Source organism: Barnesiella intestinihominis YIT 11860, from assembly GCF_000296465.1.
Taxonomy (GTDB): domain Bacteria; phylum Bacteroidota; class Bacteroidia; order Bacteroidales; family Barnesiellaceae; genus Barnesiella; species Barnesiella intestinihominis.
Map to the genome: position 1 here is coordinate 271,188 of NZ_JH815203.1, position 15,799 is coordinate 286,986.

Below are 15,799 nucleotides of genomic sequence, written 5' to 3' on the forward strand. Positions count from 1 at the left end.
CCGTCTGTTTTTGTGTTTTTGCGACATAAAATCCGATAAAACCGGAAGGAGGTGGTAGCCGGGTACAATATTATCCGGGCAAACGACAGAATATGCTAAATATACTTATTCAGTTCTTCCACAAGAAGATGCACCATTGTCGAAGATTCCGCCTGTGCCGGCGGTATTCCCTCCATTCGGCGCAATACGGCTTTTGCGTTCGTGATGGCCTGAGCCTGTTTACCGCCCAGCTCCCTGAAAACACGACCGCCTGTACCGGCTTCCTTGTTGTAGGAGAAGCCCAACAAGCCGGATAGCTTTGTTTCATATTGATTTCTGTGCATCGGGCCTTGTACCAGGTTATAGTGCAGCAAGAACCAATACTCGAAAGCCTGGTTGCTGTATGCCACCCTCATGCCACCGGCTTCCGCCATACCGATAGCCCGGTTGAAGTCCCGATCGGGAAAGTCATCCTTGTCAAATACCACCCAGCACTGGTCATACTCGCGTCCTTTCTTCCGCTCTTCTTCTTTCATCCGTAAAGCCTTTTGGACAAGACCTACCGTATTGAGTCCCTGGCCTACCGCTTTAATATTGGCGGAAGTCAGGCGAAATGCATTGAAATAATCCGGTTCCGTATTTACCCCCTCGCAGATGATCAGGAAGGATTGTTTGACCTCACGGACAAAACTGATACGCCTGAGTGTCCGTGCCGCGCGTGGATCACGCTTGTTCGTCCGTGCTGCCATATTCTTCCTCCCTCAGGTCAAATAACCGTTCAAACTGGCCGATGACAGGGATACCGCCATATTTCCCCATCAGGTACTCCTTTTCGAAAGGTGCACTGTTGCGAACCTTGTATTCCGCCAACGAATAGAGTTCCGAGGCTCCAAACGAATCTTTCTGTGTAAACCAGATCTGATCCCTGCGGAACAGGCTTGCATTAAGCAGGTTGGTGTCATGTGTCGTGAAAATCAACTGTGCATTCCTGGGATTTGTCACTCTGGAATTGAACAGCCCGATGATGCGACTTGTCAACAGAGGGTGCATTTTCGAGTCGAACTCGTCGACAACCAGCCTTTTGCCATGATCCAACGCGTCGATTATAGGATAAGCCAGCGAGAAGTATTTGATCGTACCCTCCGATTCGTTTACGCGGAACGGGAAAGTGACCGTCTTCGTGGCGTTGCCCTCCTCGTCATATTGCTGGTGTGAACTGATGACTGTATTGTCAACCTTGCGTATGTCGTCGATTCCGAAGTCTGCAAACCGGGCAAACTCCACAATACGCCTTTTCATGGACGGATCATCGATCTGGGCTATCGCCATTTCCCAAATCCGCTCGTCGCTGCTGCCAAGAACAATCGTGGTGTTGGCCAACCATCCCATGATTTCCACCGAGACGCTTTCGTTGAACTGTGCTGCCACGGAAAGAAGCAGCGCATTGTCGCGCACCATTTTTTTGGCGACAACCTCTTTGCCGACCGAAAATTTGGGATGCAGTTCATACTCATCGCCGTCACGCAGGAACAGTTCCACCTCCTTTGCCTTGCGCTTGTTGCCCTTTTGATAAAGCCACTCCCGGTGTACACGTTTTTCATCGACTTCGAACCCATAGCGGTATTGGACCGTTTCGTCGGCAAAGACCGCCTCAAAATAACTGGGCTCCTGTTCCGTCCTCCGGTTGAGACGGAAACTTTCCACCCGTATGCTTTCGCCGGACTGCACGCCTTTGGAGGAATTGATGACAAACCATTTGAAGAAATCGAGTGCTTTGACCAGATTCGATTTCCCGCTGGCATTGGCCCCGTAGATGACCGCACTCTTCAGCAAAGAGAGGTTCGTACCTTCAAGCTCAAAAACAATCTCATCGGACCGGGTCTGTTTTTCTTTCAGCGCGGAAGCAGCCAAAGACAAGGTCGCCGGCTCCTTGAACGAAAGGAAATTTTCGACTGTGAACTGAATAATCATATTATATCGCAGTTATATGTAAATTTTATGCAAATATAGGGGATATTTTTCATATATAGATGTTTTATCGGATCTCTTTTTGCGGTTATTTTCCTGCACGTGAAAATCAGACCGTTTTCGTTCTTGCAATGCTGCCCTGCAAAAGGCGACTGCAATTTTCCGAAGCGGCAACATCGGCTTGCGATTCATGCTCCCGATAGTGGAATTTGGGTGGAAAGACGCGAAATTCGCCACATCTTTCCCCTCAATGTGGTACAAATGTACCGTGTATCTGACAGGAGGGGTGTTACAAATGTAGCAACAATACTATAAGTAGTATTATACAAGAAGAAAGAAGAAAGATGTACTTTTTTCTTTAACGCAAAGAAAAAAGATACCAAAAAAGAAACAAATCATGACAGACGGCACGCCGTCTGTTTTTTTGTTTTTTTGAATCGGAAAGTGTTGAAAACGGATAAGATGAGGATTAAAGGACCACTTCCTCCCCAGATACAAGAGAGAGAAACAGAACGAATACCTTATACCGTCACCCTCTTACCGTCTGGCATCCTTGTCGCGGTTCAGCCTTACGACAGAGCGCACGCAGTCACGTACCAGTTCGGCATCCCTCCGCTCCATGAAATAGTTCCCGCATTCCAACCGTTTCCTGTCCGCCGGCCTGTTGTTGTCCCTGCATTCACGGATTTCCAGTATGTCATTCAGGTAATAGTACTTGTCACCGCGTCTGACACGTGTTGCCAGCCGTTCGAGTTCCTTCAGCCGTCCGTTCCATGCAAGCCCTTTCTGGCGTAGAGCATCGGAAAGCCTGCTACGGCCACTGGTTCCGATAGGCAGTATCTGGAGATTCACCGCGTACCCGACTGTTTCATGCAGGGAATAGCGCAGGCTCCCGTCTTCGTCCAGCAGGCAATACAGCACAACACGTCCTTTTGCGTCGATTTCCTTGAAAGCCCCCAGTATTACATGCTCATCCAGGATACTGAGTTTTACCAACTGTCCGTCTTTGGGAGCATAGAGAGATTCCGAACATACACCCCGGCGCTTGTCCCATGCAAGATGGCCTTCGTTCAGCAGGCGTTGGAGGGCAATCTTTTGCTCTGCGCTCGCTTCCCGGCAATCATTCAGAAACATGACCGCGTCATCGGTAACGAGTTCTCTGCCCGCAGTCATCCTTACCGGAACCGACACGCAATTACCCGTGACATCTCCCACAAGTCCGGTTTCCGATGTCCCACCGTTGAAGACGACCATTCCCTTGCGAATGGACGACCCACCCGTGCTGTCTTTCGGAATACTCCCGATTTTCTTCTTATGATATGATTCCATTCTTTCGATTCTTTATCCAGATATTTCCTGTAACAGCAAAATGCCATACTTCATACATAAGTGGATACAATACGGCAAATATACAAAAATTCACCAAAAAGGCAGGTGACTGAACCCCATTTCTTCTGCATTTCCACGGTTTCCTGTATAAAGTCACAAAAACCGTACAAATAAGTCGGAATCCATGTGGATAGCTTCGTTCTGTATATTCTATATGATTAAGGAACAAAACATTACAAGATTGTCCGATTGTGAAAAGCATATCCGAACATACTGAATGACAGGAATACACATCCTCCTTTTCCGTCGTCCAATCCGGTTAAGAACAGTCAATATACCGACGTGTCTCTATATATTTTTTGATGCGTTTTCAGCGTATCTAAAAAACAACTTCAAGCCGGAACCCGGAAATCGTGCAGAAAGTCTGTACACCCGTGAAAATTGAAAGGACAGGCATCCACAAATGAGAATATTTCAAAAATATGGGACATGGTGAACACCAGCACCTTAAGCAACCATGATAAATACAAGTACTTTACTGTATATTTTTTGATACCTGCTTACAGTTTCAATCCGAAAGCCGCATTTTGAGCCATTTTGGAAAACCGGACTTGAAAAAACGGCCCGAGGACAGAGACCGAATCCGCACCCGAGGGTACACCCTCCCTAATCTTTTTATTTTTATTACACCATTGAATATCAATAATTTATTAGGTTTACTTTTGTATAAAGTAAGCCTAAAAACGTCTTTTACATTATCTTTGCTTACAAATTGAAAGTAAAAAAATCTTTTCAGTCCTATTTTATCCATTTTAAGCAGCTAATAATCTGATAATCAATAGACAAAACTGATTTTGATTTTATACATACGTTGAAACGGGGCTTTTTTGATTTTTGCAAAGGAAAAATTTTTTTCAAAGAAAATCATTTTTTCTATTTTATTGATATTCAACCATTTACAAATTCACTTCGCGCGCGTGCGTTCCATATTCGCAAAAAGGCTGTTTTTGGAACGTTCCAAATTTTTTTTCTCAAAAAGTTTTGCAGTTCTGAAAAACGGTTTTATAATAGTCATGTACTCGAAAGCCAAACAAACGGCAAACAAGTACGGAGAAAAACGAATAAAAAAATAGATAGTAAAAAACAGAATTAAAAAACAGAAAAGCAAAGACCGCCGAGAGCGAGAAACAAAAACGGCGTTTACACGAAAGTGAGTTGTTGAGCCGTCAAAGGGTAACACCCGAAACAACACCGTGTGCGTTTAGGTACGCTTAAAGAGTGCGTTAAATAACCACGCTTCGCACGGGGCAATAATACCAGTATTGCCAACCTACGAAAGTAGGGAAATTTATGGAACGGGATAAATCGTATTTATTCCGAGTGCCGGAAATACGTCAAGACTTTTGCAAGTCGCTGGGAGTATTGAGAATACCGCCACTGAAAAGGACGTGCAAGAATAATGCCATAATTGCGCCCTTGTGCGCACGGAGATAAAATGCACGGTAGCGGAAAAACAGTCCGCACGGAGCTTGAGAAAAGAGCATTGCCAATGTTATGCCCATAATCACCAGCCGCCCACCGCCTTACTGTTAGCTGCCGGATTGGAAAAGATCCGGAACGTGCCAGAGAAGCGTCTTGCCGAAATTGGAGTAAAGCAGCGCAGAGCCACGACACGATGAGTAGAACTCGTGCAAAGATACGATATGCCGAAAATGCGCTCATTTGGATAGCTCTGCTATGGGGTACGTTTTAAGTGCGACAAAGTTACGAAAAATTTTGCCGTGCAGGGTGAAATGCACGGCAAATTTTTGGGCGCGTGGCAGGAAATGCCACACTTTGCGCTATGGTGCAAAGTTCGGGGTTCGACTCCCCGAGTGCCCGCAATGCGTGATTTTGCGCAGTGTTTCTAAAATTTTATCATTATGGCAACTTCTAAATTGAACAAGGAACAGTATGCAAACATCGGTTCGTTTGCAGGTATCATGTTGGTTTACAACTCTACCAACAAGGACGGTGAACTCGTGCAGACGGCACAGCACTTTTTCGGTGCGGACTTTGAGCCTGCCGACAAGTCGGACAACGAGATTTTCCGTGTGATTAAAAACATGGTCGCAACTATGTGGCACACCATTGCGGAGGAAAAGAAACTGCGTGCCGATGCCGACGGCATACGCTCGAAATTCCGTGCCACAACCCCTGCGGAAATCATCATCTGCGAGAAGTCGGGAAATCGTATCAAGAAGTACGACCTTACCGACAGCGTTTGGGCGCGTATCGGTCTTGTGCCGACCAAAGTAGACCTCGAGAAGTCAAACCGTGATTTCCAAAAGACAATCCATGCCGCTGCAAAGGCTATCCGCAACGCCATGGATTTCGCCCCGAACCTCGCCAGCCTCGAAAAGCCAACCGAGAAAACGACCAAGACCGGCAAGGCTGAAAAGGTGGCGGAACAGCCTGCCGGAACGGTTGCCGACGAAAGCAAAAAGGCGGCATAAGGGCAACGGAGTAACTGAAACCTGCCCGAAAAAGGCAAAAGGACGGCAGGCAGCCCGCTGAACGTGTGGGACTGCCTGCCCTTTTCGTATCTGCCGTCGTAAGCGCGTGTTCTTGTGACGTATGCCACGGATACGCGCTTTTCATTTCGGGCGAAAGCAACTGTAACGTGATAGGCGAAAAGAATTTCCCGGCAAAAAACGGTGCCGGGACTGTACCTCCGCCGCAGGACGGGGAGTACACCGTGGACGACCTGAAGACCGCTCTGGAAGAGTCCGAGCGGTCGCTGCATGATGCCGTCTTCATAGCCCGCCAAGTGTGGGAGAAGGACTGCGATGCCGTGAAGTTCGACATCGACGACCTTGTGCAGATAGAATCGGCATTGCAGGAGATATGCAACATCACCGCAGGAATTGACAGCGGGGACGATGGCGAGTGACATGACGCGCACACGTGCTGCGGAAACTGCGGGGCGTGCGCGCTTTTTCGGGCATTGATATACACTGTGTCAGGATTGCACCCTGAAATGCCCGCACTTTTCTAAAATTCCCTCCGATATGACTTCCTTGCGCCGTGAGGCGTTGTGCCTACCTTGTATATAACACGGTTAAGCACGGTCTGGCGTTCTGCGGAACCGCCTGCCGTGCTTCCGCTGTTATCCTGTGCGGGGAAGCGGAGAACGGATGTGCCAATAATAAAACGAATAAATATGATAGAAGTGTTTGACGCAAAGCGCACCCGCAGTTACGGGTGCTTTGCCAGTTTCAAGGCTGCCACCGATACGCTTGACAGCCTTGCCGCGACGGGACAGCTCGGAAGTGTGCCCGCTGTCAGCGTGGCGGCGTATTGCAGCGGCGTGTTACAACGGGAATATGAAGCGGTGTTTGTCGGTGGGAAATGGCGTGTGCCGAAATCTCCGAAAAGGCGGATGCCGGAAACGAGACCTGCCCGTGGGAGACGTCGGCGAAAATGGTGCAAGGAGTACGCTACGGCGGAGCTGATGTTCCGAGAAGGGTTTCCCGACCATTTGAACCGCAGTTATCCGCTCTCGGCGGACAGCCTGAGACGGTGCAACCGGAAATGCAGAATTTATATGCAATAATAAAAACGCAATGAGTATGAAAACATTAGCAGACGTGAAACGGAAAATGACGCTTGGCTCGAAGTGGCGGTGCGTCCGGCTGTTCGAGGGCGGAAAAGACCTCGGCGTGCGTGAGGTCGGGAAAGTGCAGGGTAATGCCGTGGCATTCCTCAAACCCGACGGGAAACTCTCGTGGCTATGGTGGCCAAAGGCAAAGGACGTGCAGGTGGAAGAAAACGCCTTCACCGTGCTCCAGAACGGAGTGCCCAAGCTCAAGTACATCTATGCCGGATAGGTGTTCCGGAAAAAATCATGCAAAATAATATGAATTAATAACAACTATGGGGGCGGAATGCCCCTATGCTTTTATAAACGGATAAAGAAAATGACAGAAATAACGAGAAAGCAGATATCTGGTCTGCGGGTAAAGATGTATTAACGGCTATGGGAGAGGAACATAGAATCAACGAGATAAAAGGTGTCATCATCAGCCGTGCCCTGCTCAAGGAATACGGGTATGATGGCGATATGCCCACCGACAAACAGATGCAGGTCATCGGCAACGGGTTACTTGAATACTGGGGCGTAAGCGACGGTTTCAAGGAAGCCCTCGCCAGTACAATGGAGAACATGTTCGGTGTAAAAGCAAAAGATTAGGTCTATGGAAACGAAAGAACTTACTACCCACCAGCGTGGTGTTATTCTACGCGGCATCTGCGGCGGGGCTGCATTGAAAGACAAGTCGCCGCAAATATCTGAAAACAATACCGTCATAACCTGCGCCGGAGGGTTGGAGATTTGGGACATCTGCTGCATCAGCAGTGATGCCGAAGCCTTCGGCCTGAAACCGTCCTTCGGTTATGACGGGCACACGAGAATCACTTTCACCCCCAAAGAATAAGCGGAATGAAATCATATTACTACTTGGACTACCTGCACCGTGAAATCTTCCTTGAAGAGGAGGATATTCAGACCGTTCCGGAATCAGGCAGGGCGGACGATGCCTGTTCCGCCATTGCCGAAAAGCCGTATGTCGTGGAGCAGTTCATGGCGGACTCTTTCCGGACACTCAAAGATGTGGCCAGCCGCCTGTGCGATTCCCCTGATATTAAAAGCCGCCACGATGCGCTGATGTATATCGTGTGGAGGGTGGCACTGGACATCAAGGAGTGGCGGACTCTGAGCCATAGCGAAGCCGCCGTCAAGGTAACCCGTGAGGACGGTTTCGTGTGGCTGCTTGTATCGGCGGAAAATGCCCGGAAGCTATGGGAGGCAGACGTATTCTCCCTGTACAGGCTTTATGCCGATGATTCGGAATCCCTGATCGAAAGCGAGGCGGAGCTGGAATCGACTATCAAGGGCGGATACCAGATAGGTATCGAGGTGGGGTTCGCCTCTGTAATGGACCATGCCGCCCGGATGAAGCAACAATAAAAATCGGAAACAATCAAATAACGAAATCAAGAAGAAAGGTATGGAAACAACATTATTGACAAAGGAAAATGCCCATCGTGTGACCATGGTGCGGCGTGTGGATGCCCCGGAAAGCGAACCGGTAGCGTTTCTTTTCAGGGGAAAGAGACACGGGTATTGCAGCTATTCCCATCTTGTAGGGAATCCGGGCAAGGAAGAAATCCTCGCCCCGGCGGACTTCAAGGACTGGGAAGTTGTGGAAGTGGCGCACCCGGGCTATCTGGAAGAATATTTCAAGCAGGCGTGCAGCTCCTACAACCTCACCTCCTTCTCACCCGACGAGCGGGGTGAGTCAGACATCGCCTCGCACGAAAAGGAACTGCACGAGGATTTGCAGTCGATGCCCGAGCAGCAGCGGGAACGTTACATGGAAAACTACAAACGCTATTTCTCTGCCATGATCGCCGCCAACAGCCGTTGTGCCAGCGCGATGATTACGGGACCTGCACGCTTCAACACGGGCCGCAACGAAAAGGCCTGCAACAGCCACGCCAAGAGCGTCACGGCGTTCCGGGAATGGCGAGAACGTGCACTCGAAGCGATTCGCAAGGCTACCGAAGCGGCCAAGCCCGAAGAACAGCGTCTCGAGGAGGAGTGGCAGAAGGTCAAAGCCTTTATCGACGATGCCGCCTCGACCATTCACGGTATCGATACGGGTACGGCACGAGGCTATAGCCGGGCTCTCTTCGTCAGCAACCTCGCCGGGCGACTCTCCACCTATGTCAACCATGGCAACGTGGAAATCATCGACCGTGCCGTCGCTCGTCTGCGAGAGTGGAACGACAAAGTCAAGAAACCTGTCGTCACGGCACGCCATTCAATCTTCAAGTATCCCGAACTCGTCCGCAAGGTGCGGGAAAAGCAGCAGGAACGGGCAAGCCGTGAAAATCGTGAGATTCCGTTCGATGGCGGCAAGGTGGTCTACAACTTCGAAGAAGACCGCCTGCAAATCCTCTTCGACAAAATACCCGATACCGATATGCGTACAACCTTGAAGCGTAACGCTTTCAAGTGGGCGCCACGCAACCAGGCATGGCAGCGCCAGCTCACCCACAATGCCGAATATGCCGCCGGTCAGGTGTTGAAAATAACCATTTAATCCAGTGCCCATGAGATACATCATCGATTCACGTTATTTCGACGGGACATGCCTCACGTCGATGTCGGATGACATGCACAGCGACTACGGCGGCGAGACGCTGGAAGCACTGCGCGAAAGGGAGAAGAACCCGTACCTGGTCGCTGTATCACCGGTACGCATGACACTGCTTGTGAAGCGTTATACCCGGGCACTTTGCAAGCCCTTCCATGAAATTACGGAGGAACGTTATTACGAACTGCTGGAATGCCTGCCTCCGGCCCGCATGCAGAGCGACTGGTTCTTTGTCGGGGAACCGTATTACCGAAACCTGTACGCGCTCTGTTTCGAGTCGGACGGCAGGTATTTCCGGGCGGAACGTCCCATACGTCTTTCCAATGCGGAAATCTACCGCCAGATTCGGGAACACATGGAGAAAGTAAACCTGCATCCCGCCATCGTCAAGAAGGCTTCCTTTGTCAAATATGTCAATTGGTACAAAAAGACGGTCACCTACATACCGTACTATTTCGAGTATGGAGGTAAAATATATTTCCTGAAGAACCTCGCCACTCGGACGGGATCCGAATTTGGCGACCGCCGGGAACGGAACGAGATGGCGGCATTGCTGAGGAACCTGCGCGGAAACCGCTACGAATACTGCACTTTCTACTCCCAAAAGAAGGACATCTTCGAGTTTTTTGACTGGCTACGGAAGAACAAATACACGCTGGAAATCCAGGGCGACTTGTTCGACTTTGCGGATGACCGCTCCCACGTGGACTTTCACGGCAATGTATGCGAGTATTCGGCTGTGTTCCATTACCGCATCTATTCACGCGAGCTTTTTGGCCATATCATTAACCAGCTACGCACCGTGAAACGGTATCACGCGTGGCATAAAAGGAGGGAAATACGATGAAAATCTCAAATGAACCTACCCCATACCTCCTGCTCAAGGCAGGAACTGACAGTGCATGGGATTGCTGCGACTTTGCAATCGTGTACCTGTCAAAAGAGTGGAGACAGACACAGTCCGGCAGGCTGGAAGCCGTCAAGCCATTCAAGGATGACATCAGTTTCCAGTCTTTGAACTTTTATGACATATCGGTTGGTTTTTACCAGCCGGACGAGGACGGGATACTGGGCAGCGAGGACTTGCCGGAAGACAATAACTGGTGCTTCGTGGAACTGACCGAAACGGAACTGGAAAGGTTGGTTCCGCCGGACAATGTGCTGGTCAGCCATATCTTGGCGGTATTTGCAAACGGGGAAGCCAGATACCGGGCGTACGGCAAACATACCGACGAGCGATTCTGGACTGAAAAATTCCCTTTGCAACAGATTTTGGATATACTGGCGAGTCATGAATCTTAAAATTTCAAAGCAACTATGACAGAAATCATCAAAACGGACGGAACACGCCAACCCGTGCAGCCAGCCAATGGCTCAGACTTCACGCTGGAGGAGATGCAGGCGATTGTCGGCGGCTACATCGAACTGGTGGAACTGGACGGGAGCACGACAATGGTCGTCAACGAGGAAGGCAAACTTATCCCTCTGTCCCTCAATCTTGAAGCGAGCAGGATATTCCGTGCTCATCACCCGGCGTCGAAAGACTTCATCGTTGGGGACGTACTTGTGTGCAATAACAATCAAATCAGATAAAATTATGGATAAAGAGAAAGCAAAAGCGCTCAGCAAGACCCTCGCATGCTACAAAGAATTACAAGAGAATAACAGTGTAAACCTGATCGAGTTCCATACCGCTGACGGGCAGAAACACGGTATCGGCAACCCGGAAGCCATCAAGCTGTTGCTTTCGGTGGCCGTCATCGAACTGGAACGCCAGCTCCGGACCGCACAGTTCGGTGATATTCCGGAAAGCCTGGAGAACAGCCGCGAGTACAAGGCGGCCAAACAGCTGGAATACGCCATGAACGATTTGGGATTCAAGTCCGAACGTTTCGCCCAGGCTCTTCCTTATTTCCACAAGACACTGGAACAGACATTCTTCAGAACGGTAAAGGCTTCCATTACCGCTATGGCAGGGCGTGATTCACGCTGCATTGACGACCGCAACCGTGCTTCATACGAGATGTGTCAAATGCTGGCCTCCATGCTGGAAGATACCCGTCTGCCCTTTATCTAAATGCCATGTTCATAGACGAGAGGACACAAAACCGCCTCCATGCCGTGCCGGGAGAGAGTATCTCCCACGGCACGATGCGCACGCAGGACCTGATTCCGGCGTTCTTGGACGTTATCCGTGACACACCGGAATACGTGCAGGTGATGAATGCCATCCCCGCCCATGCCATGGAGGACAAAGAAGCAGACTGGTGGAACAGCGATGACGCGGCGGGATTGCTGGAATCGCTGTTCGACACGCTCGATAGTTACTCACCGGAGGGGTACTATTTCGGTGCTCATCTCGGTGACGGGTCCGATTACGGATTTTGGAAAATGGACAAGTGAATGTCGGAACATGGTACGGATTACAAAAGACAAGCGGCATGACATTCTCAAAGACGGGATTTGTATCGGGCAAATCTATCTTGCCCGTGCCGAAAGCAGGAAATTAAGATACTGGGCAATCTCTTGCATGAGTGGAATCGGCTTCAACACTTTCAATGAAGCCCGCAGTTATGCCAAGGATTTCCTTTAATAAAAGAATCGCATGAAAAATTGGATACAACAGATGCTTTTGTGGCGTAAAAAGACGGACAAGGGCAGAATGACACTCGGAAAGGTGCAGAAAGAGTATCGCGAGAATGACGTATGCATGGGAGAACTCCTTGATGCCCTTCCCGCCGACGGCCTTTCCATAGAGGAAGCTTTCGAGCTGGCTATCACCGCCAAGAAGTGGGCGGACGGAGACCGTTTCTACCGGAGTATCAACGATGGAGAACCGGAAGAATTGTAAGGTAAATAACAATAAACAATAATGACAAATGAGCAGATATGATTTTATAAGATTCGGCGGCTTTGTCAACTGGGCGGACGAGGACACGGACACGTTCCGGAAAATGAAAGTCTGCCTGCCGGTAAAGGAGCCTGTCGAAGATGACACGAAAATAGGACTGATTTCCACGGACGAGGACAATCCGGAAGAAATCGCGGTTTCCTATTCCGTCAGGGCAGCCGAACTCATCCCTTGGACGGACTCATTCCAGGAAGGATACTGGAAAGCCCTGATAGTGGCAGAGGCAAACGGAGCAGGCACGGACGTATTGCTGCCCATGCTCAAAGATGCCGGACTATGCCTGATGGAATGTGTCTTCCTGATGCTCCGGAGCGATGCCTGCAAACTGTTTCCGGTCCTGTGCCGGCTGTTCCCGGAAGTGGAGGAAATGTTTGAGATTATCACATGGAATGACAGGGAATATTTTGTCAGGGAACTGACGCTGTTCCGTGGAACGGGCGGGGAATACAAAACCTTGGTCTCTGTAACGGGTCTGCAAGACGTGCTGGTCGGCAAAGACGGCGCACCCATATCGGACGAGGCGGAGGCCGTGGACCGGAAAATCTGCTATTACTTCACGGACGAGGAGTTCCTGCTGCCGGAAGAGCGGCTTGTGGCCCTTGCGGAGGATGCGTGAGAAATCATAATGTATGTACAAAGACCAGAAAATGAATAAAAGAATGAACAAACAGCAAACCACTCCCGTTACCGACACTTTTAAGGGGATGCTACTTATGTCAATGGGTGTCCCTGTAGGAAACATCCGTCCCTACCGTTTGAAGTCGGCACCTTCCTGCCTCGGCGGTTTCGAGCGCATGAGCGTAGCGGCAGCACGAGCCTTGGGAATGGATATCCCGGAGACGGAGAAAGAGAACGATGAAGTTTACATATGCCGCTTGGGACCCGCCGTTTTCCATAAATGGATGCCTGTCTGGATGTTCGAAACCGCTTTCGAACCGGTTCCCGAGCAGAGACGCGGTGACCGCATCCGAACACTTACGGAAGAGATGAACAACCATCACGTGGCGGAGAAAGCCCTGAATGAAAAATGTTACGCCCTGTCCGTGGAGCTGCTTTCCGAGTGTGGCGGCAGCCTTGATGACAACGGTGAACAATCCTCGACCTATCTCCATGTTGTGGACCGTGACCCCGTGGAACTGGTCATCACGAACGCATCGCTCCGGAAAGACGGGAAAATCTTCATCATGGGTTACAGTTACTACACGGGCGAGGAGTACGAGCAGGAATGTGACGTAGAATCCGGCATGGACATACTGAATTTTATCCTTTCCCAAAAAAGTTTTGAGTGCTATGAATGAAGATAAGATATTGCAAATGTTCTTCGACATAGGCCGGTGGACGAAGGCCATTGAAAAAGGCGTGCTGAAAGACATTAGGAAAGACCAACTTATTCGGCTGACCGACGAGCATACCCGTATGGCGATGGCCTATGCCATGCGCCGGGGAAAGTACGAGATTTCCCCTCCCCACACGGCGCAGATACCCAAGGACAACGGTGAGTTCCGCACAGTGTACGTAAACGAGCCGATGGACCGCGTAGTACTGGGTATCGCCAACGACCTGCTCTTCGAGTTGATGCCGGAGATGCTGCACTCTTCGTGCAAGTCCTACCAGACCGGTATAGGGTGCGGCAAGGTAGTTACGGAAGTCAGCCACCGGATGACAGAAACCGGCAATAGCGGCTGTCTGGGCTGGAAGTCCGACCTTTCCAAATACTTCGACAGTGTTCCGATACGGTTCATCGACGAGGCGTTCGACAAGGTGGAGGCCAAACACGGCCAGTCTGCCCTGATAGACGTACTTAGGAAATATTACCACTCGGACCTCTATTTCGATGAAGATAACCGGTTGCAAAGCAAGTATCAATCCTTGAAACAGGGTTGTGCTGTGGCTAGCTGGCTGGCGGATGTACTGCTCTACGACCTAGACAGGGAACTGTCACAAATGAACGGCTACTACGTCCGGTATTCCGACGATATGCTTTTTATCGGCAAGGATTATGAAAAAGCGATGGACACACTCCAAAAACGCCTGGAAGATAAATCCATGAAGCTAAATCCCAAGAAAGTGGAATACCTGGCAGCCGATGTCTGGTTCAAGTTCTTAGGATTCAGTATCAAGGGCGGCATGGTCTCGCTCTCGTCATCACGCATCAAGACCTTCCAGCACGAGATCGAGCGGCGGACAATCCGCTGCCGGGACACGACACTGGTAAAAGCCGTGGACGCCGTGAACCGTTACCTGTACAAGGGCGAGTTCAGCTGGGCGATACAGGTATTGCCGGTCTGTAATGTGAAGAGTGACCTCAACGAGCTGAACAAGTTCGTGATGGACTGCTTTAGAGTCATTCAGACGGGCAGGTGCAAGATCGGCGGTCTGGGATATGTCCGAACCAAACCGGATGGCTGCATCGTCCGGGGACGGGGACGCAACGTGAAGGCCAACCGCGATAAAACAGACCGGGACATACCGGGTTACCTGACTGTCGGCTGCATGCGTAACGCCCTTCTGACCAGCCGGGCGGTGTACAACACGCTGGTGGCATCGCTATAAGTTACGCCGGGCACACGGCAGAACGGGTGGACGGGCAGGCTATTCAACGTTACAGGCTTATAACCAGAATCCATATCGAGATTAACCGGTCTAACACCCGGTTAATCCCATCTCGATTCTGGCTGCGCCTGTAATGTATCGGGAAATTAAAGTCATGTGCCGTCTGTCCCGCACCCGTTACCGGAGCACACCGGGAAAGTTCAAGGAATAGGTTTGGGCATCCCGCGTACCAACGTCTTCTTTCCGAGTCTGAAGGCGGCTGACCGTCGCCTTCGGACTCCGCAGAAGACCCATACGCGGGATACATCGGAAGCATAAAGCCATGTGCCGGTATTATGAGAACTTTCAGTCTTTTCCAGCACGGGAACGTGCGGTTCGGGGGAATGGATTCAGCCTGCTGTCCCCGATAAGCCCGTCTCGCGCCGTCGTATCCCTAACGTTATACGACGGCGCCATTCCGGCTTCCGCCACAGCAGACATCGGACCTGTAAAGGAACGTGCCGGCATTCCGGGAACCGCAAAAAGAACAGCACAGGGCAAAGGGGGCAAGGCCGGGATTTCAACAGAGCCGCAATTCACACAGCTGGAGCCTGTGTCATCTCCTGCTAACACGACAGATGACACAGGTTCCAGCTGTACTCGCGGCCCGTATCAGGTTTTTAAAGGGATGTGCCGTCCGGATGAGTCCCCTGAACAGAAGGTAGCGCGACCGCATATGCACGAGGGACCCAAATTCAAGATACAGTATTCAAGCTTGGTCCTGAGCCAGGCAACTACCTGGTTCAGGACCGAAGTCCTACTGTATTTATCAGGACTATAAAGATACGCGCCAGGGGTTTGAGTGCCATTTATTGTAAAC

General features: G+C 50.4%; 22 protein-coding genes. 18 read left to right on the forward strand and 4 right to left on the reverse strand.

Translation table 11 applies throughout. The features are described from left to right. Window positions 1-95 precede the first annotated feature (95 nt). The 3 genes from HMPREF9448_RS01125 to HMPREF9448_RS01135 form a co-directional block, all read right to left on the reverse strand. On the reverse strand, window positions 96-728 hold the full coding sequence (locus HMPREF9448_RS01125; protein ID WP_008860785.1) for an RloB family protein: 633 nt from the start codon (window positions 726-728) through the stop codon (window positions 96-98). Further along, window positions 703-1,950 (reverse strand): AAA family ATPase, encoded by a 1,248-nt coding sequence (locus HMPREF9448_RS01130; RefSeq protein WP_004293619.1) that lies wholly within the window; start codon window positions 1,948-1,950, stop codon window positions 703-705. Before HMPREF9448_RS01130 ends, HMPREF9448_RS01125 begins: the two co-directional genes overlap by 26 nt. Window positions 1,951-2,484: 534 nt before the next feature. Then, window positions 2,485-3,276 carry a hypothetical protein gene (locus HMPREF9448_RS01135; RefSeq protein WP_004293621.1) on the reverse strand — a complete coding sequence of 264 codons (792 nt, stop codon included), beginning with the start codon at window positions 3,274-3,276 and terminating at the stop codon, window positions 2,485-2,487. A 1,922-nt stretch (window positions 3,277-5,198) separates the two neighbouring features. On the opposite strand from HMPREF9448_RS01135, the gene HMPREF9448_RS01145 reads away from it, so the two are divergent. The 18 genes from HMPREF9448_RS01145 (at window position 5,199) to HMPREF9448_RS01230 (ending at window position 14,940) form a co-directional block, all read left to right on the forward strand. Beyond that, window positions 5,199-5,771 carry a hypothetical protein gene (locus HMPREF9448_RS01145; protein ID WP_004293623.1) on the forward strand — a complete coding sequence of 191 codons (573 nt, stop codon included), beginning with the start codon at window positions 5,199-5,201 and terminating at the stop codon, window positions 5,769-5,771. A 167-nt stretch (window positions 5,772-5,938) separates the two neighbouring features. Beyond that, a complete protein-coding gene (locus HMPREF9448_RS01150; protein WP_008143004.1) occupies window positions 5,939-6,208 on the forward strand; it encodes a hypothetical protein in 270 nt (89 codons plus the stop codon). A gap of 270 nt (window positions 6,209-6,478) precedes the next feature. Further along, window positions 6,479-6,871, forward strand: a complete 393-nt coding sequence (locus HMPREF9448_RS14330; protein WP_004303960.1) for a hypothetical protein — start codon at window positions 6,479-6,481, stop codon at window positions 6,869-6,871. Window positions 6,872-6,887: 16 nt separating this feature from the next. Then, window positions 6,888-7,145 (forward strand): hypothetical protein, encoded by a 258-nt coding sequence (locus tag HMPREF9448_RS01160; protein WP_004303959.1) that lies wholly within the window; start codon window positions 6,888-6,890, stop codon window positions 7,143-7,145. 149 nt (window positions 7,146-7,294) lie between these two features. Further along, window positions 7,295-7,507 carry a hypothetical protein gene (locus HMPREF9448_RS01165; protein ID WP_004293628.1) on the forward strand — a complete coding sequence of 71 codons (213 nt, stop codon included), beginning with the start codon at window positions 7,295-7,297 and terminating at the stop codon, window positions 7,505-7,507. A 4-nt stretch (window positions 7,508-7,511) separates the two neighbouring features. After that, complete coding sequence (locus HMPREF9448_RS01170; RefSeq protein ID WP_004293629.1) at window positions 7,512-7,751, forward strand: hypothetical protein; 240 nt, start codon at window positions 7,512-7,514, stop codon at window positions 7,749-7,751. 5 nt (window positions 7,752-7,756) lie between these two features. Beyond that, window positions 7,757-8,284, forward strand: a complete 528-nt coding sequence (locus tag HMPREF9448_RS01175; RefSeq protein ID WP_004293630.1) for a hypothetical protein — start codon at window positions 7,757-7,759, stop codon at window positions 8,282-8,284. Window positions 8,285-8,324: 40 nt separating this feature from the next. Further along, window positions 8,325-9,422, forward strand: coding sequence for a hypothetical protein (locus HMPREF9448_RS01180; protein ID WP_008860786.1), 1,098 nt, complete (start codon window positions 8,325-8,327; stop codon window positions 9,420-9,422). A 10-nt stretch (window positions 9,423-9,432) separates the two neighbouring features. Continuing rightward, window positions 9,433-10,323: a hypothetical protein gene (locus HMPREF9448_RS01185; RefSeq protein ID WP_008860787.1), complete on the forward strand. Its 891-nt coding sequence runs from the start codon at window positions 9,433-9,435 to the stop codon at window positions 10,321-10,323. 80 nt (window positions 10,324-10,403) lie between these two features. Further along, window positions 10,404-10,778: a hypothetical protein gene (locus tag HMPREF9448_RS01190; protein ID WP_232297229.1), complete on the forward strand. Its 375-nt coding sequence runs from the start codon at window positions 10,404-10,406 to the stop codon at window positions 10,776-10,778. 15 nt (window positions 10,779-10,793) lie between these two features. After that, entirely contained in the window at window positions 10,794-11,069 is a 276-nt protein-coding gene (locus HMPREF9448_RS01195) for a DUF3846 domain-containing protein (RefSeq protein WP_008143017.1), read from the forward strand. Window positions 11,070-11,073: 4 nt separating this feature from the next. Beyond that, window positions 11,074-11,553: a hypothetical protein gene (locus tag HMPREF9448_RS01200; RefSeq protein ID WP_004293635.1), complete on the forward strand. Its 480-nt coding sequence runs from the start codon at window positions 11,074-11,076 to the stop codon at window positions 11,551-11,553. 5 nt (window positions 11,554-11,558) lie between these two features. Beyond that, window positions 11,559-11,879: a hypothetical protein gene (locus HMPREF9448_RS14930; protein WP_004303957.1), complete on the forward strand. Its 321-nt coding sequence runs from the start codon at window positions 11,559-11,561 to the stop codon at window positions 11,877-11,879. A gap of 10 nt (window positions 11,880-11,889) precedes the next feature. Then, entirely contained in the window at window positions 11,890-12,069 is a 180-nt protein-coding gene (locus HMPREF9448_RS01210; protein ID WP_008143020.1) for a hypothetical protein, read from the forward strand. 12 nt (window positions 12,070-12,081) lie between these two features. Next, on the forward strand, window positions 12,082-12,327 hold the full coding sequence (locus HMPREF9448_RS01215) for a hypothetical protein (RefSeq protein WP_004293638.1): 246 nt from the start codon (window positions 12,082-12,084) through the stop codon (window positions 12,325-12,327). Window positions 12,328-12,355: 28 nt separating this feature from the next. Then, the gene (locus HMPREF9448_RS01220) at window positions 12,356-13,003 is read left to right on the forward strand and encodes a hypothetical protein (protein WP_004293639.1); all 648 of its coding nucleotides are present in this window, start codon (window positions 12,356-12,358) and stop codon (window positions 13,001-13,003) included. 13 nt (window positions 13,004-13,016) lie between these two features. After that, window positions 13,017-13,685, forward strand: a complete 669-nt coding sequence (locus tag HMPREF9448_RS01225; protein WP_040295805.1) for a hypothetical protein — start codon at window positions 13,017-13,019, stop codon at window positions 13,683-13,685. Then, window positions 13,678-14,940 (forward strand): RNA-directed DNA polymerase, encoded by a 1,263-nt coding sequence (locus HMPREF9448_RS01230; RefSeq protein WP_008860789.1) that lies wholly within the window; start codon window positions 13,678-13,680, stop codon window positions 14,938-14,940. The genes HMPREF9448_RS01225 and HMPREF9448_RS01230 overlap by 8 nt, the downstream gene beginning before the upstream one ends. Window positions 14,941-15,285: 345 nt before the next feature. Here HMPREF9448_RS01230 and HMPREF9448_RS14685 read toward each other — a convergent pair whose 3' ends face one another. Continuing rightward, window positions 15,286-15,447, reverse strand: coding sequence for a hypothetical protein (locus tag HMPREF9448_RS14685; RefSeq protein ID WP_198283339.1), 162 nt, complete (start codon window positions 15,445-15,447; stop codon window positions 15,286-15,288). Between the last annotated feature and the right edge of the window lie 352 nt (window positions 15,448-15,799).

What these genes read in the sequence shown, in the direction of transcription:
- HMPREF9448_RS01125 (WP_008860785.1), bottom strand. Translation starts at nt 728, where the DNA reads ATGGCAGCACGGACGAACAAGCGTGATCCACGCGCGGCACGGACACTC.
- HMPREF9448_RS01130 (WP_004293619.1), bottom strand. Translation starts at nt 1,950, where the DNA reads ATGATTATTCAGTTCACAGTCGAAAATTTCCTTTCGTTCAAGGAGCCG.
- HMPREF9448_RS01135 (WP_004293621.1), bottom strand. Translation starts at nt 3,276, where the DNA reads ATGGAATCATATCATAAGAAGAAAATCGGGAGTATTCCGAAAGACAGC.
- HMPREF9448_RS01145 (WP_004293623.1), top strand. Translation starts at nt 5,199, where the DNA reads ATGGCAACTTCTAAATTGAACAAGGAACAGTATGCAAACATCGGTTCG.
- HMPREF9448_RS14330 (WP_004303960.1), top strand. Translation starts at nt 6,479, where the DNA reads ATGATAGAAGTGTTTGACGCAAAGCGCACCCGCAGTTACGGGTGCTTT.
- HMPREF9448_RS01160 (WP_004303959.1), top strand. Translation starts at nt 6,888, where the DNA reads ATGAAAACATTAGCAGACGTGAAACGGAAAATGACGCTTGGCTCGAAG.
- HMPREF9448_RS01165 (WP_004293628.1), top strand. Translation starts at nt 7,295, where the DNA reads ATGGGAGAGGAACATAGAATCAACGAGATAAAAGGTGTCATCATCAGC.
- HMPREF9448_RS01170 (WP_004293629.1), top strand. Translation starts at nt 7,512, where the DNA reads ATGGAAACGAAAGAACTTACTACCCACCAGCGTGGTGTTATTCTACGC.
- HMPREF9448_RS01175 (WP_004293630.1), top strand. Translation starts at nt 7,757, where the DNA reads ATGAAATCATATTACTACTTGGACTACCTGCACCGTGAAATCTTCCTT.
- HMPREF9448_RS01180 (WP_008860786.1), top strand. Translation starts at nt 8,325, where the DNA reads ATGGAAACAACATTATTGACAAAGGAAAATGCCCATCGTGTGACCATG.
- HMPREF9448_RS01185 (WP_008860787.1), top strand. Translation starts at nt 9,433, where the DNA reads ATGAGATACATCATCGATTCACGTTATTTCGACGGGACATGCCTCACG.
- HMPREF9448_RS01195 (WP_008143017.1), top strand. Translation starts at nt 10,794, where the DNA reads ATGACAGAAATCATCAAAACGGACGGAACACGCCAACCCGTGCAGCCA.
- HMPREF9448_RS01200 (WP_004293635.1), top strand. Translation starts at nt 11,074, where the DNA reads ATGGATAAAGAGAAAGCAAAAGCGCTCAGCAAGACCCTCGCATGCTAC.
- HMPREF9448_RS14930 (WP_004303957.1), top strand. Translation starts at nt 11,559, where the DNA reads ATGTTCATAGACGAGAGGACACAAAACCGCCTCCATGCCGTGCCGGGA.
- HMPREF9448_RS01210 (WP_008143020.1), top strand. Translation starts at nt 11,890, where the DNA reads ATGGTACGGATTACAAAAGACAAGCGGCATGACATTCTCAAAGACGGG.
- HMPREF9448_RS01215 (WP_004293638.1), top strand. Translation starts at nt 12,082, where the DNA reads ATGAAAAATTGGATACAACAGATGCTTTTGTGGCGTAAAAAGACGGAC.
- HMPREF9448_RS01220 (WP_004293639.1), top strand. Translation starts at nt 12,356, where the DNA reads ATGAGCAGATATGATTTTATAAGATTCGGCGGCTTTGTCAACTGGGCG.
- HMPREF9448_RS01225 (WP_040295805.1), top strand. Translation starts at nt 13,017, where the DNA reads ATGTACAAAGACCAGAAAATGAATAAAAGAATGAACAAACAGCAAACC.
- HMPREF9448_RS01230 (WP_008860789.1), top strand. Translation starts at nt 13,678, where the DNA reads ATGAATGAAGATAAGATATTGCAAATGTTCTTCGACATAGGCCGGTGG.
- HMPREF9448_RS14685 (WP_198283339.1), bottom strand. Translation starts at nt 15,447, where the DNA reads ATGCCGGCACGTTCCTTTACAGGTCCGATGTCTGCTGTGGCGGAAGCC.